The sequence below is a fragment of the Paraburkholderia sp. BL6665CI2N2 genome (genome assembly GCF_004366535.1).
Classification (GTDB): Bacteria; Pseudomonadota; Gammaproteobacteria; order Burkholderiales; family Burkholderiaceae; genus Paraburkholderia.
In genome coordinates, this window is the sequence record NZ_SORC01000002.1 from 484,213 (window position 1) to 500,636 (window position 16,424).

Here is a 16,424-nt window from a genome sequence, read left to right on the forward strand (position 1 = left end):
GCGCCGCCTGACAGAACCACAGGTGGTGGACTCAGCTCCGGTGCCGAAGGTCCGCGATCGCTCGGGCTCGGGCGTGAAGTTCAATTCGAACATTGGGCCGCCCTACATTCGTAAGTCACCCCGCGTGTCGGCGGCGTTGCCCTGGCTGTATCTACGCGGCGTCTCGACCGGCAACATGAGCGAGGCGCTGAGCGTGCTGCTGGGTGAAGAGGCCGAAGGCCTTTCGCTCAACGTGGTCAGCCGTCTGAAGGCCCAGTGGGCCGAAGAGCACGCTCTTTGGAATCAGCGTGATCTGTCCAACTCGCGCTCGGGTATATTGGTGGGCCGATGGGATCCACGCGGGGCTGCGCAGTGACGATTCGGATGGCCAGTGCCCGTTGGTAATCATCGGCGTGAAGCCGGACGGAACGAAAGAACGTGTGGCGATCGGCGACGGCTTCCGCGAGTCCAAGGACGCCTGGTGCGAGCTCTTGCGGGATCTGAAAGCGCGAGGCCTGCAAAGCGGTCCGCTGCTCGCGGCCGGCGATGGGGCTGGGTCTGTGGGCGGCATTGGCTGAAGTGTTTCCAAAGACCCGGCATCAGCGCTACTGGTTCCATAAGACTGGAAACATTCTCAGCGCCTTGCCTAAATCCCAGCATGGTCGGGCCAAAGCTGGCCTGCAGGAGATTTGGCAAGCCGCCACGCGCGAAGAAGCGCCCGCGGCCTTTAATCGCTTTACTGGCACTTATTCGGCCAGGTATCCAAAGGCGACGGAAAAACTCACGAAAGACAGCGACGAACTGCTTGCCTTCTATGGCTTTCCTGCGGAACACTGGCAGCATTTGCGAACGACTAACCCGATTGAGTCGACCTTTGCCACCGTTCGACATCGAACAACCCGCACTCGCAATTGCGTCTCGCGTCCGACCTTCCTTGGTCTTGCATTCAAGCTCGTCGAGTCAGCGGAACAATCATGGCGGCGCATTCGTGCGCCAGAAAAAATCGCCTCGCTGCTCGGAGGAATTTCCTTCGAAGACGGACTACCGGTGACCGACAGCACACCGGCTCAGCAACCGCTTGCCGCCTGATCAGATCGCGCCTCGCAAACACCACAATTGACTTTAACTCTGCGCGTGATGCGGTTGTCGTTGGCCTGCATCAGAGATTCGTCAAAGTCAGAAGGCGGTTGCTCTCCCGTAAAGGCTCACTTTGCGGTCCAACTTGAATGAACGGATGCAACTAACCGTCTTCGCCGTCGCGTGCCCGCCACACCGCAAACCCGGTTTTCCATAAGGCCCGAAGCGCTACACGGCAGGTCGCCCGTGCGATCACGCGGGAAGCGCTCGAAGCGCAATTCTGGTTCCCCGGCGGTGCTGACCACGTCCGCATGATTAAGAAACTGTTGCGAAATTAAGTTTTAGGCCTGTTAACTTTTCTGACTTGGTGTTAACTTTCTGTCTTGTTTTGCCTGACAGGAAGCAATGCCTAAAGAACTCATAGACGACGAACTGTGGTCACTCATCGAACCACTTCTGCCTGCGCGAGCACCTCGCAATCGGCAATATGCGGGGCGCAAGCCAACACCCGACCGTGCTGTACTGACGGGCATCGTGTTCGTACTGCGCTCAGGCATCGCGTGGAATCTCCTGCCGCAGGAGATGGGATGCGGCTCAGGCACAGCCTGCTGGCGACGGCTTGTCGCATGGCAGGAAGCAGGTGTCTGGCAACGCATCCACGAAACGCTGCTGGCCGAACTACGCCGTCGCGGCGAAATCGATTTGTCGCGAGCGCTCGTGGACAGTTCATCGATTCGCGCCATGCTGGCGGGAAAAAAACCGGCCCGAATCCCACGGACCGGCGCAAGCTCGGCAGCAAACACCACCTCATCGTCGACGCGCAAGGCATCCCGCTCGCGGTCATCCTGAGCGCAGCGAATCGACATGACATCACCCAACTCGATGCACTCGTCGAGGCAATTCCATATATCAGAGGCAAGCGCGGGCGCCCCCTGCATAAACCACAAATCGTTCAGGGTGACCGGGGCTACAGTTCCGAACCCCATCGGCAACGTTTGAGAGCGCGCGGCATCACGCCGTTGCTCGCAAAAATTGGCTCGGTCCATGGAAGTGGTCTCGGCAAAACGCGCTGGCCCGTCGAGCGTTCGATTGCATGGCTTCACTCGTTTCGACGCCTGAAGATTCGCTACGAACGTTATGCCCACATCCATGAAGCCTTCCTGTCTCTGGCTTGTGCCTTAATTTGCTGGACACGTCTCAAGCCACTGTTTAGCTAATTTCGCAACAACTTCTAAGCCTTTTACTGACTGGTGGCGCCGCATTGTCGCGGTCGCCGAAAGAAAAGTGCGCTTGCGTCCGGGCCAAGTGGTCAGACTCACGGCCAACGATTTCCTGATCAAACCTTGAGTTGCCGCCGGCCGGGGGAGGGGATAGTGGCGCCGGGGTCGACCTCTCGCCGTCATCGTCCGGGGCGCGTCGAGCGTCCCCAGTCGATCCGGTGTTTCTCGTCGGTCTGGCGATGCTGGAGATGGTCATGGAGGTGCAGATACTGCCTGGTTGTCGTCAGTGAGGCATGCCCGAGGTTATCGCGCACGAGTCGCAGATCGAGTTGCTGATCCGCCATATGTGACCCGGTACTATGACGTAGCCAGTGTGCCGATGCCTGCTCGAGGTTGTCAGCGCGCTGCGCATGGTCGTCGCCACGCGAACGCAACGAGCCTGCGGTGCCGCTGAAGACGTCCTTCACGAGCCGGTGAAACGCGGCGCGTGTGTGTGGTTTGAATGACTGGCCGACCGGCAGCATGAGCGGGGTCTCTCGCCCGGCGGCACCTCGAGGGCGAAGTGGCACTCGCCGCGTTGCAGGTGCTGCCCCTCACACGTGGCTCGCACCGTGCTGGCGATCGCTCGCTCAGCAGACCGGAACCCTCACATTCCGCAGTGTTGATGCCGACTGTCACGCCGCGCCACTGTGGCTGGGGCGGCCGTCTGGGTACTCACAGCGAAACGGTCGTGGCCCTTTGAGTCCTGGTGGCGCATTCCGGCACCGCTCGCGTGGATGACCGAGGCGCGCGATAGGGCGGGTAGACTGGATGCCGCGTGGCAGCTACTCGCGGCACTGGCGAGTAAATCGCGATCTCGGACTTACCCGGGGGCGCTCCATTGCAGTGCTTCCTGGTCGCACGGACCGGGCTGAGCATTTGCAATATTTGCTGCCGCGGGGAGTCACGCGGGGTCGTAGGGTTAATCTGAACAGAGATCCCCACGGCGTACAGTTTGGGAATGAGTATAAGCCTGAATCTGTACGACGTTGGCAAATGCTCCTGCAACATCCTCAATGCTTGACGCAAATCGACTTGCGAAAGTCAGTCTTGAATCGGGCGATAGACAGAGTGCTTTTCGCGTAAGGTCGAGATTTGCTGCGCGTTGAATCCCATCAGAGAGAACATTCCGTGGTGGCGCGCGATAAAGGCACATCGATTGGAATTCCGTCGGTCACCGAGCAGTGCAGCCAGCTCTTTCCAGTTGCCGACGATGCCTTGGCGCATTTGGTCCAGTTCGCTCGACCACGACGACTTCCTCGCAAAGCCTCGGGCTGCGAACGCGCTCTGCTAGAGGGTATTTCGGCGGCACATTGCGAGAAATGCCGCCTGCGAATCAAACGGCAGGACTGCCCAGCGAATCGCGCCCGGTCGCTGCCCACTTCGTCGCGACTTTGTGGGTGTGATCGACACGTCGCGCCGGGTGCGCTGCGGGCCGAGGTTGAGGGGAAAAGCCATTGCGAGTATGGCCGCAAGGCGAACGCCGCGCTCTCGCTGTCTCGCACTGAAGTCATCCGGGCGGCTGTTGAACATGTCGCGAGTTATCCAGCTATAATTCGTCCGTTCACCCAACGCTCCTTGTAACCTCGAATCTGTGTCTTCCAGACGAAACAAAACCCGCAGTGCCCGCGGCCATAGACCGTTGACCAAGGCGCTTTTGTTGCCAATGGATCGAGCTTCGGCGAGCGAGCAGTCGCTTGCCATTCATCTTGCTCTCGTTGCGTGTCGGAGCGGTCACGGAAATGGACACCTGATCAATGAATTGATGCGCGCGGTGTATCTGAGCTGGTTCCTGCAGTGTGCTGGATTTGGAAGTTGCCCCGTGGAGCAGTTCAGGATCGCCGAGTACGCCGTTGAAGCGACTTTGGCACGTGCTCACGAGTGTGGCGAGTGGCATTTGCCGGGCGAGGCGATTGAAGACTTCGAAGCGCTTGTTGCCCTTTATGATTCGCAACTGGCCAGTGTACCGCTGCACGAAGTACTTGCGGCAGAGCGGAAGCTGAGAGCGTTCCTCGCGGGGAACGGCAGTTCGCCAATCTCCATGAACGCCTGATCTGACATAGACGCCTGGGGGCCGTTGGACATTTTTCAAGGCGGCCTGTGGCTCAATGCGACCGCCGGGCTGCGCTCCCTGACTCCGACTTCAATGGTTAAGCTCCCCGGAATCGCTTTCTGGGAGGAAACTGCGCTTCCCAGTTCACCCTATGTTGGTTCACGATTTCACGATGATGCCTGTCCTTGTCCTCATACAGGGTCCCTCTCAATTATGGGAGACTTTCCTGCGGCCCTGACCCGGTTTTGCCGGTAAGCCGGAATATGGTTGCATCAGCCTCCAGCGCCCATTGCGTTTCGACGACTCAGGTGACATTGCACCGCCTGCCAATTGGTTGGCGCCTTACATTCCACGCCAAACCGCACGCCGATTGCGCAGGCTGTGAGCCGCACATTACCGGGCCAGACGAAAATGTCGAGCTGCCGCAGCCCGTCGTTTTTTGAACCCACTGCGACCGCATTTTCCATTTGCGCCGCGGCCGACGAATTGCTGTCGAAAATGCCGAAATCCTCCAAATGGCGACGCACCCGGCAAATGAGAGGGTCGTGCCTCGCAGTCAACTATCTTTCTTCTATTTTGAGCAGCGGGTTCGGGCAGAAAAAAGCCCGTGCGTTGCCAGGTTGAGTCCATATCAGGGGGACACGGAAGAGGTGGGATTCAGTTTAAAGCCATGCCCGGAAGCATTAGAGTCCGTCCGCGACGTAATTGATTGCGGCGAGCTTTATACGGTGTAGGTGTCGTTGTTTGTCGCGCCGATCAATGCAAACTGCCCGAAGCCGTCGTCGTCGGTTGACGAGACGCCTGACTCACGACTGCGGTCAAACGCGGCGGAGAAGGTATCTTCAGCGCTACGCAACTGTGCGAAGGCGGTGACATCGCCGCACGCACTGGCCAGCAGCCCGCTCAGGATCATCGCCTGGCATAGTTTCGACTGCGTTTAGATTGCCTTGCCGCGCTGCATGGCATCGAGCGCGACATGAACTGGTAAGCAAAGACGGTTCACATCGGTACGCCGCATCGGTAACAGAATGTCTCGTTCTGGCGTGCGCGTGCGGACTCGGCGGCCTTGTAATCGGGATTATCCTGACCACAGGAAAGGTGAGGGTTTGCGGGAATGGGAGGGCCTGTGCATAAAGGTGCAGGCGCGAATGTTTCAAGCGCACGTAGCGTTGGCCAAGTTGTACGCACTGGTCCGAATTAACCGAAAGAACGGCGCATCGGTCTATATGTTTGGCAGTATTGCGCAAGCGGGATCTGGGGATCTGCCGAGGAGAGCGGAATTTAACTTCGAGAGTTCAAAATGATGTCGATTGCTATCATCCGCAACGCCAACCTCTGCGCAATAGACCCTCCGCCGGGACACAAATCGGTACGTTCCCAGAAGAACCTGCCGTCAGCGGATATGCCCGGCGTCAAGTGGGGGCGGGGATTGCCTCAAAGAAGAGCTCCCCGAAAGACCAAAGGCGAGCCTATGCGATTGGAATATGCGACCGACGCAAGCGGCGCGCACGTGGTCAAAATGTCGACTGAGCAGGACATGAAGGCATGGTCGTCCTGGCGATTCTGTGCAATTAGCGATGTCGAATCGGCCGAGTATAGGTCTGAACGACTTGAGGCCGTTAATGCGCGTGGAAGCAGTTAGACAAGCTGTTTGCATGCCGCCGCCCCGGCCGCAAAGTGATTCTCTGCGTTCGTACATGTGTGCGCGTGGTCCGCTATCCGACGAGTGACGCGAAGTCCTATTCTGTTGATTAATATAGATTAATCAATAGATGCGCACGCCGGTCAACTCATATTCGGATAAGCTTTGCCGCATTCTCAGTGTGCTTTTCGCGCGGTGTCGCCCGGAGCTGGCGCCTGCAGCCCTAATGTCGCGCTTGTTAAACCTGTCGGCGTCCCTGCATCGAATGGCAATCCCGTGAGACAATCCGCGGCCCAGACGGGCAGGTCACGGAGATCTTTATCGTTACTGGGCGAACACCGTATTGATCCTTCTATCACCCTGAGCACCTCCCCTTTGTCGCGTGCCGAATGTGCCCGCATTGCCTCCAATGACTGTGAATGATGAAGTTTGTATGTGGTCCCGTGGCGAAAGTATTCATATCTTCAGAAAATCTGCGACCACCACTGGTTCATCCAACGAGTGAGCATCGCCGCTTACCGCGCCTGCTTTACGGTATGACAAGTGTCATCGCCTGTTGCCTGGGCGGGCAGTCATGGGCGTCGGGAGCAGAGGCCGCCACCGCTCCACCGCCCCCCGAGGCCTACGTTGACCACCAGAATGAGCTAGCCATGGACCAACTTCCGCCGCTCGTCGTGACGGCAGAAAAGAAGCCTGAATTGGAGCAGAAGACGCCGGTGGCCATGAGCGTATATGGCGGAGTCAGGCTCGAGGGTCTCGGTGTGAGCGACCTCAAATCCCTGAGTACAATTGCGCCGGACGTGAACTTCGCACAGGTGCAGACGGTGGTGCCGGTCATCACGATCCGTGGCATTTCGAGCCGCGACGTGACCGAGGTCGGCGATCCCGCGGTGGTGGTAGTGACCGACGGCAGTTCAGTCAACCGTCCGTACGCGCTAAGCGGAACACTCTACGACCTCGAAGGCATCGAGGTGTTGCGCGGACCGCAGAACACGCTTTATGGGCGCAACGCCAACGGCGGGCTGATTAACATCGTCACGGCTAAGCCTGCGAAGGACGCGGAAGGTAGCGCGTCGGTTGACCTCGGCAATTACAACGCCCGCAATCTCGCGGCAATGTTGAATGTTCCTGTGAACGATGCCGTGCAGTTTCGAATCGCAGCGGTTTCGCGTCGACACGACGGGTATCTGAACAACGCGCCGCAGTCCGATGGCGACGACGAAAACACGCGTTCTGGCCGCATCTCCGTTGCCGTGGAACCGTCCCGGGATTTCCACGTGCTGTTCACCGTGCAGCAGACCACGATGAGGGGCGTGGGTCCGGTGTCGCTCGACATCCCGTACGTCTATAACGCCGATGGGAGCGTGTCGCACGAGAAACCACAGTTTCCTGATGATCCGCGCACGTTCACATACGCTACGCCGCAGTCGTTAAATATCTCGGACACGCTCGCACGGTGGAGCTTCACCTACGACCTTCCCGCAGTTGAGCTAAGTTACACAGGAGGGTACGACAGCCTGGCGTACCACCACGATGGTGATAGCAGCGCGAGCCCTGGTACACCGGTGTCTTATCAGCAGAACGAATATCCGAAAACGCAGAATCACGAATTGCGGGTGGCATCCCGCGGCGACACGCGCTGGTCGTGGCAGGCAGGCGCGTCGTACTTCGAGGAGTCGTCGTCCCTCTACAGCGCGAACGTGGCACCATTCGCGGGCGGCATGTATCTGCCAACACTTGCATTCGCCTACGACCTGCATACAGCGTCAACAGCCGCGTTCGGACAGACATCGTTTGAGCTCACGGATAAGGTCAAGCTGACGGCCGGCCTTCGAATGACCCGGGACGAAAAGAGTCGCGTTGGCGAGTACTTTTTCTCGGATTCAAGCGCGCAGCCGCTGACCTACACCCATGTGCCGCAGGACAACTCCGGTTCGTGGTCGAAGCCGACGGTGCATCTTGCGGCACAATGGTCGCCGAGTGCTGTGGTGATGACCTATATGCGATTCGACACCGGCTACAAGGCGGGCGGGTTTTCATCGGCGGGACCGTACGCACCCGAAACGGTCAAGGGCGTTGAGCTGGGCGCAAAGACGCGCTGGCTCAGCGGGCGGCTGCAAATCAATGCCAGCGCGTTCGATTACGACTACACCGGCCAACAGATCTCGCAGTTGGTGCCGTTTGCGAACGGGCGAGTCGGCACGAAGATCGTCAATGCCGGACGCACGCAAATTTATGGCGCGGATACCGACGTGCTGGCGTTGATTGAGCCGATCGGCAAGATCAATCTTTCCGTGGCCTGGCTGCACGCGCGCTTCACGGATTTTCTTGTGGAAGGTGATGGAGGGCAGAATGTGCAGCTCGCTGGCAATGCACCACCGCAAAGTCCAACATGGTCAGTCGGTCTCGGTATCGAGCACGCTTGGCCAGTGCCGTCCGGCCGCCTGATCGGACGGGTGGATGCAAAATTTCAGAGCAGCCAGCATTTCACGGTATTCAACTACGGCGACGACTACGAGAAACCCCAATTGACCGCAGACCTTTCGGCGACCTATATCCCGAATGGCGGGGACTTCGAAGTGCTTGCCTACGTGCGCAATGTCACAAACACACTTACGTATATGGCGGCTGAAGAATACTCATTCGACGACTCCTATCGATATGCGTTTGCTGCGCCGCGAACCTTCGGTGTGAAGGTGACCTACTATTGGTGAGCGGACATTGCCGACGACTGCTGTCAAGCTCCTACGGTATTCGATTTATTGCAAACGTGGTTTTGTCACATTGAATAGGTGAAGCTACAAAGACGCCGTGTCAGTTTGCTGATCCTGAATCAAAATGCCTATCCTTTCTGGCAACGCGTCGCGAACACTTGAGGCGACAGTGTCATGTGCGGTTATCCGCCGATGGGATGGACCGAGTCGTGCGTGCTGGGACAGGCGGCCCGTAGGCGCGTGCCTGCAAATTCCGATAGTCGGTGGGTGTTGTCGCCAGATACTTCCTGAACAGTTTGGCCAGCCGGCCGCCGCCGCTGATACCGCAGCGTCGCGCGATCTTATCGATCGGCAGACTCGAGTCGAGGAGCATCCGGCAGCTCATATTCAGACGCGCTCGAAGGAGATAGTCGGAGGGTGTCATGCCGATTTCACTCTTGAAGCGGCGCAGGAAGTTGCGCTCGCTCATCGCCGCGACCTGCGCCGCATCATCAATTGAAACGGGAAGATCGACGTTCGCCTCCAGCCAGCGTGCAGATGCCATGATCTTCTCACTGATCTGTGTTGCCACGCTGGGCGTGCTAGGCGAAGTGAACGGCGAGTGATGCTGGGGCACGATCGACGCCGCAACCTCCCGCGCCAGATCGGACCCGAGATTCTCTTCCACGATGCGCAGCGCCGTTGATACGGCGCCCGGCGCTTCTGTCAACGACTGCGCCGGATGCGGGCTGCATGGCTCGTGACCGCCGTACTGTATCTGACAGTAGCGGCTGGGAAGGCCGGCCGCCTCCAGAATCAGCCGGCCTTCCGCAATGGGAAGCACGATCTCGCTGAATGGATGCCTGCGACGTAGCCAGTTGCTTAGGCGTTCGTCGCGTGATGCCTGCTGTACTTCAGCCCCGCCCGCAATGAACAACAGGTGCGTGTCGTTCGTACCGCGGTGCGACTGGACATCGTCGGTCCAGACAAATACTGATGATGAACTGGCGATGCGCCCACCCGCGGCCGAAAGCAGCGAGACGTCGTAGCGCGCCCGACCCGGCCGCTGTGCGGCAACAAGCGAGTTTGCCTTCTGGAAGATCTCGATTACTGCTGCGACCTCTGGCAGTGCAAATCCATTGAACAGCGCGATGTCGACGCGAGTCATCGCTCTTACTTGCCTCGGCGCGGTAGTTTGCCGCGAGTATCGCGGCAGTGTGCGTGCCAGCTCCATTTATCTTCCCCAGAATGTTTTGGTCCGCAAAGCCTGTTTCGAGGCTCTATCGTTTTGTTATGGATATGCGCTACGCAAATGACGGTGACGTCACTATCACGCGGTCGAATACGCTAACCCCTGGAAGGGCGATTTCGAGCTCGATGGACGTTGCTAGCGATCTATGAGTAATCGTTCGGCTGTAGGCGTAGTTGGCAGGATTAACAGGCGACGTTCCGACTTTTAAGTGTGCCGCCGTTGCAAACGGCGTTTGAATTTATGCAACTACGCTTCATGAAGGAATGGAACAGAGACGTTCCTGGAAACTTTTCCAGTCAATAGCAAGCAGGGGAATAGTTCTGTCGCCTCGAGCGCGATACGAGAAAAATCGCATCCAGCCGTCAAGGAAAATACCCTGCCCCGGTCGAAGTAAGCACGGCGGCCTCGCAACGTGGGGCTGGCTTATGCCTGCAATCTGTTCGACGACGTCATCAAGCAATTCGTTATTCCGGACGGTATGCGAGTTTGCACTGTTTGTCTGGGTTGCGAGATAGCACTCAACGGCATCTTCTACGAGGCATGTGGACAATTCCACATACGACGCACCAATGTCATCGAGCACTGTCGCAGCAGTCGGGTCCCGCACTGCGTCTCCCGTAGTGCGTTTGAGTGCTGCCATTCTTGCGTGTCGCGGAAGTTTTCCGAACGATGTTTCGCTGCGCCGCAAGGAGTCTTGAAAGGTTGGATAAGACGCTAGCCACCGACCAGCGACCCGACTGCCAATACGCGGTGCCGCGACAAATATGTCGGTCGGCGCAGTGCTTTCCATCTGTGCAAGCTCTCTCAGGTTAGTGTTATAGAAAGTATAACGATATAGCTGTGAGCTTGCAAGATATGCGTGCTTGCGGGTGGGTTTTTGTTACGGCAATAGTCGAGTTATTGGATGCATGCGTAATGGAACGACTACGGGCTGCACCCCTGCCGTGAGTAGCGTCTATACGATGGCGGTGCGTGCGGAGTATTCACTATTGCAACCGACGGAAGCATACGGCACCATCGATTCAACAAGGCGGGCGGCGCCGGCAATTGAATTACTGGGTCGGAGCAATCAGACGGGTTTCGCAACGGGCCTGCGCGATATTTTTTGATAGCTGTCTGCACCAACGAGCGTCCGTAGTTAGACTTGGCGTGGTATCAGGGGCTTTCCCGTGAGCAATTTAGCGAGGACTTCTAGAGGAGACAGGACGCTAAGCGCTCTTTGCGGCCTTCACGAGACACTCCGACAGCTTGTCGAAATGGCGCAGAGCGGCTTGCGTAAGTTCGATCTGTTTGCGCCGTGCGTCCTCGGTGTCAGACAGCATGATCCAGCCCTTGTCGCGCATGGATGTAATACGGGCATGCAAAGTGGCCGGCGAGCCGAGTTCGCTCACCCCCATCAGGTCCCTGACGGATAGCCGGTCCTTGGTTTGGGCAGCGCGGGCAACGAATTCCAGAATCCGCTCTTCCAGCGGGTCGAGCACGGGCAGCGAAGGCAGGCCGCGAAGCGCTTCGGCAAGTTGCAGAAACCGGAGGTAGAGGTCGGCAGGGCGCGTCATGGATTACGCTCAAATACAGGGTCGGTCGCACGCTGACCGGTGGATGGGCTATGATGCTGCTCAGTCGATCCGGGCGATCTCTATTCTACCTCGATGTCTAGCTTACGTTTGCATTTCTGGTCGGTGGTCGGCACTGCGGTCGTCTTCATGCTGACGCTATGGATCAATCAGGAAATCTTCACGCACACTGAGTTCGTGCGAGGTGTGAACTGGATTTACTTGCCATCTGGCGTCCGGCTTCTGAGCACATTGCTGTTAGGCGGCGACGGCGCAATCGGCCTGCTCATCGCGAGCTGGCTGGTTGACTTCTTTTACTTCTTTCCGCAAGACCCCGTTCGCTCATTTGCGGGAGGGATCATTGCGACGGTGGCGCCGTATGCGGTCTACCGGCTTGCGCTGGAGCGCTACAAACTACGTGCGTCGCTAACGAATCTCACGCCCAAGCGGCTTCTTGTTCTTGCCTTCGCATATTCAGTAGTGAATCCGCTTCTGCATCACATCTGGTTTGCTCTGCAAGGCGACACCGAGAACATTGCCGAACGTCTTTTTGCCATGTTCGTAGGCGATTTCGCGGGCGCGCTAATCATGCTCTACACGATGAAAGGCATGCTAGCGGTATTTCCAACGACACGACAAGCCGACTCGATAGCCGACCACGGAGACGAGGTGCCCCCGAGCGAGCGGCGCAAACAGATCTGACCGATTCGCGCAAGGGCATGCAGAACCAAAGCTGTCCGTTACCACTCTTGACGGGTCGGGTTGTAGCCACGAATCGCCTGGCTTTCCCATTCGTTTGCGGGTTGTGCATTTACAGTATTTTTTAGCCTGCGTCTTTATCATCACGTACGCGCCGCGCGTGTCGGTTATCGGCGATGGGGTAGCCCGTCGATGCCTCCTGCCGGTACGACCCGTTGGAACCGGCCCCTTACTATTTGCGACGGTTTTGCCGGGCAAGTCACTATAGAAATCATAACAAATTGAACAGACGATTGCAAATCTGCCTTGAAGGGCTGTGACGCAAATAGTGACGTCTGCATGTCAGCCTGATTGACGGTCTGTTATGGCAAGGGCCGATAAGTTGCTGCCATCGAATCTATTCGTCCGGGATGATCGGCAGTCCTGGCGCGGGTCGACAAGCTGAACTGCAATGCTCCGCCAGATATCGGTTGTAGCGAGCTGTCCACACAGGGCTCGCATCATGGCAGGATACAACCACGAATGCGCGCCCGAACCTGAATCGTTGCTTAAGCTTGACGGACAAAGGCAAAGTGTTTTCGTCGAAACGTATGTCCGATTGCCCAGCGCCGGAACTGACGTCAGGCAACTCGTGCGCGACGGCGTCAGTTGCGGGCGCTTATCGACGCACGAGCAGGATGATGAGCTCGCGATTGAAGGGCGTCGCCACTAAACAGCCGGTCAACATTTCGCAGCGTACTGTGCGGGCTACGCTCGTCAAAATCGAGCGTAGCCCGCGGCCCCGTTCGATTTACTCCCGAGTGGGAACGAGCTTGCAAGCCTCATCGCGCACCATCTTTTCTACGTCCCGGTTCCACCGGTTCCACCCGTTCCGCCTGTTCCACCGGTCGGGGCAGATGAGCCACCGGTGCCTGAAATGGGTGCCGCAGCGCCCGCAGCAAGCGCCGCGCTGGCAAGCGCTGCGGTGGGTTGGCCGTTACTCGTAATTGCACCGGCGGTCAGCAGGGCGTCGAGATCCGCGTCTGCCCCTGGTTGGCCCGGGGTGAACGATACAGTCAAGAACGAATTTGTTGATAACGTTACGCCATACATGCTCTTGATCAGTCGCGCCACCGCGTTTTCTGCATTTGCTATCACCGTGCTATTCGTCAGCGCGCTCTGGTAGGTCGAATTGGTCGTGATGCCGGCAATCAGACCGTTGAGCGTCGTGCCGAGCTGTCCAGCCAGATAGCTCAAGAGTAGCTGGGTAAGCGACGTAATGTTGTATGTCCCCGCACCGGCGGCAAATGAATTGAGGACGATTGAACCACTTGTGACCGTAAGCAGGCACGGGCCGTCGAAGTGAAACGTACTCGAATATGCTCCGTTCGAATCTGAAGTCGCGTTGCTGGAGCCATTCTTGCAGCTCATCTGGATGGCCCCGTTGGCCACCGGAGCGCCGACTGCTACCGTTCCTTTGATAGTCGAACGTGGCGAATCGCCACCTCCTCCGCATGCGACGAGCGTGCTGCTCGCGAGCACAATCGATCCATACTGCAGCGCCCGCCACGCGCGGGTATCAACTAGTTTCATGGTACTTCTCCGAGAGAAAGTCACTCATAATTTCGCAGGCGGATAGGCCTGCACTGTCGCTACCTCTTGCTAACTGCTTTCACGGTCAAGCCACAACGCCATTTTTGTAGCTGTCGAGGAACCGGTTGGCTTGCCATGTCAATCCAGCTTCGGCGGCCCATTGTCCGGTCGCGCATAGCGGATATACGCGTCACGCATGCGATACATCTGCGTCGAAAAATATGCCGCGCTAAAACGTCCCTGGTTCAGCAGATACTGGCCGGTGCTATACGGGAAGTTGAGGTTCTCTGCTACACCGGGCGACAGGTAGTTGGTCGATCCAACGCGTGTACGGAAATCCAGCGCAAACGCCTGGGTCCCGTCTACTTGAGTAATACCCGGTTTCATACCTTGACGCGGCGTGAGAGGGAAGCTGATGCTTGCACCCATGAAGCTTCCCCGGCCGCTGTGTTCGCCATGAACACTCACAGACACATCGTCGAACCAGCGAGTCAGCGTGATAAGGGGACCCTTGTCACCCCCCACATAGCGCGCCACCCCAGCTTCAACCCATAGATTCCACGAAGGTTGAACCCATCGGTAGGTGATCATTGCGTTTTCCTGATGCGACAGCGTATTTTCACCGGGCTCCTGATGCAGATATGCGAGACGTACTCGTACGACATCCGGCCGGCCAGGGACGAACGCAGTTGTTTCGTTCTCCATGCCAATGTAGTGGTAATTGAACTTACCTACGGCGGCCACATTCAGGACTCCCGGCATGACCCAGAAACTTTGAGCCAACGCTGCAGTGGTCAGGCCGCCGCGCAGGCGGTATTGGCTGAACACCCGGTGATTGTCCATATTCGCCGTGTTGTACAGCGGGGCGATGTAGCTTGCGTACAGTTCAGCGCCACGCCACAGCGGAACGAATCCTTGAATATTCGCCCCGAAAGAAATATCGAAGTTTCCGTACTCGGTGCCATACAGATAACTCGTCACGGGCGAGATCTGAATGCGCGTGAGTCCATGACGCCGATCATCGCCATGCCATGCAATCGAGTCCGGGTCATAGGTCGGCCGCGTTCGCATCGTCATCGATGCACTTGCCGCGGAAGGTGCCCCGCCGGCGAGGAACTGTGCATAGGCTTTACGATCGACGGCGATGTCCGCGAGCGGTTCGTTGGCCTTCTTGACTACTGCGCGTATTCGCTCGATGCCACGCGGTGCATTGATACTCGCCACTCCTAGCACGATGCCAAGCGCGTCAGCCTCGTTCTGGTTGTACCGGTGGTTCTCGTATTCCACGATGAGATCCCGGCCGCTGATTCCCACGCGCACGCGTTCGAGACCTGCGGCAAACAATTCCGTGGCAATCGAATCGAGCGCGGACGTGTCCAGCGACTCGGAAAGGGCCGGCGCGTGCTCAGTAGACACCGCAGAGGTTGTATTGGCTACGACGACCGACGCATAGGATCGCAGCGGCGGCACAAATGGAACCGCCTCTCCGGCAACGCGATCCGGCTGCTCCACAGCTCGCGGCTCGAGAAGCGGCTGCATGCTACGCGGCACGATAGCTTCGCTTGCGTCCGCATCGGTTGGTCCCTGCTGCATCTGAGCGTTGGTGCCATCGCACAGACCGTCTGTGCAGCGCCGTGAATTGAACCGCTCGCCGAACGGGATCTGGATGCCCACCGAGATCGATGTCCGCGGCGATACGCCGTCTGTTGACCTCACCGCACGCATTATCGTAGCGATTACGTTGGCATCGGCTAGCCAGGTGATGCGGGGCGACTGATAACGTACGCCTATGTAGGGCGTCTTCGAGTCATGTTCAGCCAGCAGCGATAGTCCCGTCTGCCAGAGCGACAACTGGGCACCTCCGAATAGGCCATCAAGCCGATCGCCTTGTCCATAGCCGATTGTCAGGTTGAGCGGCCCAATGGGCTGTGATACCGCGCCGTACTTCGACCGAAAAAAATGTGTTTGACCACCGATGTCGGTCATGCCGAACGCGATGGCCGGCTGATATTTGAAAAACTGCGGGACTGCCAATTTGACATCGGCCATCAAATGACGAAGAACAAAATGTTCCTCTCCGGCGTATCGCGTCGGCACATCCCCGGGATAGTTCGCCAAACCGCCGGCCACCTCAACGAACGGCAAGAGCCCGACGGCACCCCAGTAGATCTGAGAGCCTGTCGCTTGCGTACCGTAGCGGGGGTCGATGTAGTTGTTGTACTGCCCCTCGCCGACGCCCTCCGGCAACGGCAACGCATAGGGAATCACCAGACCGCCCGCCTGGCCGAGGGAGTTCAGGGCCGGGTCGACAGCGTGCGCCGACGCAGAAAATGCCAGTACAGCGCCGAGCGCCAGCGCTTGCGGCGCGAATTGAGGTCGATATATGCGCAATCTGCAGAGTCCCTTTTATGTTGAAGCCATTGACGGACGTAGCAACAAAGCTGGGATCACGTGACAGAACCGATCCACCCATTGCGTTTTCCACGCGATTAACTTCTTTCGGCGACTGAGAGAATTTCGTCAGTAGGCACGAAGGTGCGCAACATGGCCACGCATGCCTGTCACACTGCAAACAGACCAATGTCGGACCGCGCAAAACTTTCGGTGCCCGCGCGAAGTACCAACGGCATCCGCATAAACGGTGT

The 16,424-nt window shown here is 58.0% G+C and carries 10 protein-coding genes and 2 pseudogenes; 5 read left to right on the forward strand and 7 right to left on the reverse strand.

The genetic code is table 11. The features are described from left to right. Positions 1–40 precede the first annotated feature (40 nt). Both B0G81_RS39910 and B0G81_RS39915 read left to right on the forward strand, forming a co-directional pair. Positions 41–1,068 (forward strand): annotated as a pseudogene (locus B0G81_RS39910) (IS256 family transposase); the annotation flags it as partial. A gap of 393 nt (positions 1,069–1,461) precedes the next feature. Further along, positions 1,462–2,273, forward strand: a protein-coding gene (locus B0G81_RS39915) for an IS5 family transposase (RefSeq protein ID WP_134143646.1) whose coding sequence is annotated in 2 segments (ribosomal slippage) — positions 1,462–1,801 and positions 1,801–2,273 — 813 coding nt in all. Because the reading frame shifts where the segments join, the coding sequence is not laid out codon by codon here. Positions 2,274–2,455: 182 nt separating this feature from the next. On the opposite strand, the pseudogene B0G81_RS39920 reads toward B0G81_RS39915, so the two are convergent. Both B0G81_RS39920 and B0G81_RS39925 read right to left on the reverse strand, forming a co-directional pair. Beyond that, positions 2,456–2,812: pseudogene (locus B0G81_RS39920) on the reverse strand (tyrosine-type recombinase/integrase); the annotation flags it as partial. Between the two features lie 547 nt (positions 2,813–3,359). Continuing rightward, positions 3,360–3,542, reverse strand: coding sequence for a hypothetical protein (locus B0G81_RS39925; protein ID WP_134143733.1), 183 nt, complete (start codon positions 3,540–3,542; stop codon positions 3,360–3,362). Positions 3,543–3,957: 415 nt separating this feature from the next. Between B0G81_RS39925 and B0G81_RS39930 the strand changes: the two genes are divergently transcribed. After that, complete coding sequence (locus B0G81_RS39930; protein ID WP_243856860.1) at positions 3,958–4,368, forward strand: hypothetical protein; 411 nt, start codon at positions 3,958–3,960, stop codon at positions 4,366–4,368. 721 nt (positions 4,369–5,089) lie between these two features. Here B0G81_RS39930 and B0G81_RS39935 read toward each other — a convergent pair. Continuing rightward, positions 5,090–5,281, reverse strand: a complete 192-nt coding sequence (locus B0G81_RS39935) for a hypothetical protein (protein WP_134143734.1) — start codon at positions 5,279–5,281, stop codon at positions 5,090–5,092. Between the two features lie 1,148 nt (positions 5,282–6,429). Between B0G81_RS39935 and B0G81_RS39940 the strand changes: the two genes are divergently transcribed. After that, complete coding sequence (locus tag B0G81_RS39940) at positions 6,430–8,724, forward strand: TonB-dependent receptor (protein WP_134143735.1); 2,295 nt, start codon at positions 6,430–6,432, stop codon at positions 8,722–8,724. Between the two features lie 172 nt (positions 8,725–8,896). On the opposite strand, the gene B0G81_RS39945 is transcribed toward B0G81_RS39940, so the two are convergent. Further along, entirely contained in the window at positions 8,897–9,937 is a 1,041-nt protein-coding gene (locus B0G81_RS39945) for a helix-turn-helix domain-containing protein (RefSeq protein WP_134143736.1), read from the reverse strand. Positions 9,938–11,163: 1,226 nt separating this feature from the next. Further along, a complete protein-coding gene (locus tag B0G81_RS39950) occupies positions 11,164–11,511 on the reverse strand; it encodes a winged helix-turn-helix domain-containing protein (RefSeq protein WP_134143737.1) in 348 nt (115 codons plus the stop codon). 93 nt (positions 11,512–11,604) lie between these two features. Here B0G81_RS39950 and B0G81_RS39955 point away from each other — a divergent pair, with 93 nt between their 5' ends. Further along, entirely contained in the window at positions 11,605–12,210 is a 606-nt protein-coding gene (locus tag B0G81_RS39955) for a hypothetical protein (RefSeq protein WP_243856861.1), read from the forward strand. A gap of 837 nt (positions 12,211–13,047) precedes the next feature. Here the strand turns inward: B0G81_RS39955 and B0G81_RS39960 are convergent. Continuing rightward, complete coding sequence (locus B0G81_RS39960) at positions 13,048–13,779, reverse strand: carboxypeptidase regulatory-like domain-containing protein (protein WP_134143738.1); 732 nt, start codon at positions 13,777–13,779, stop codon at positions 13,048–13,050. A 138-nt stretch (positions 13,780–13,917) separates the two neighbouring features. Then, a complete protein-coding gene (locus B0G81_RS39965) occupies positions 13,918–16,170 on the reverse strand; it encodes a YjbH domain-containing protein (protein ID WP_134143739.1) in 2,253 nt (750 codons plus the stop codon). Positions 16,171–16,424 lie beyond the last annotated feature (254 nt).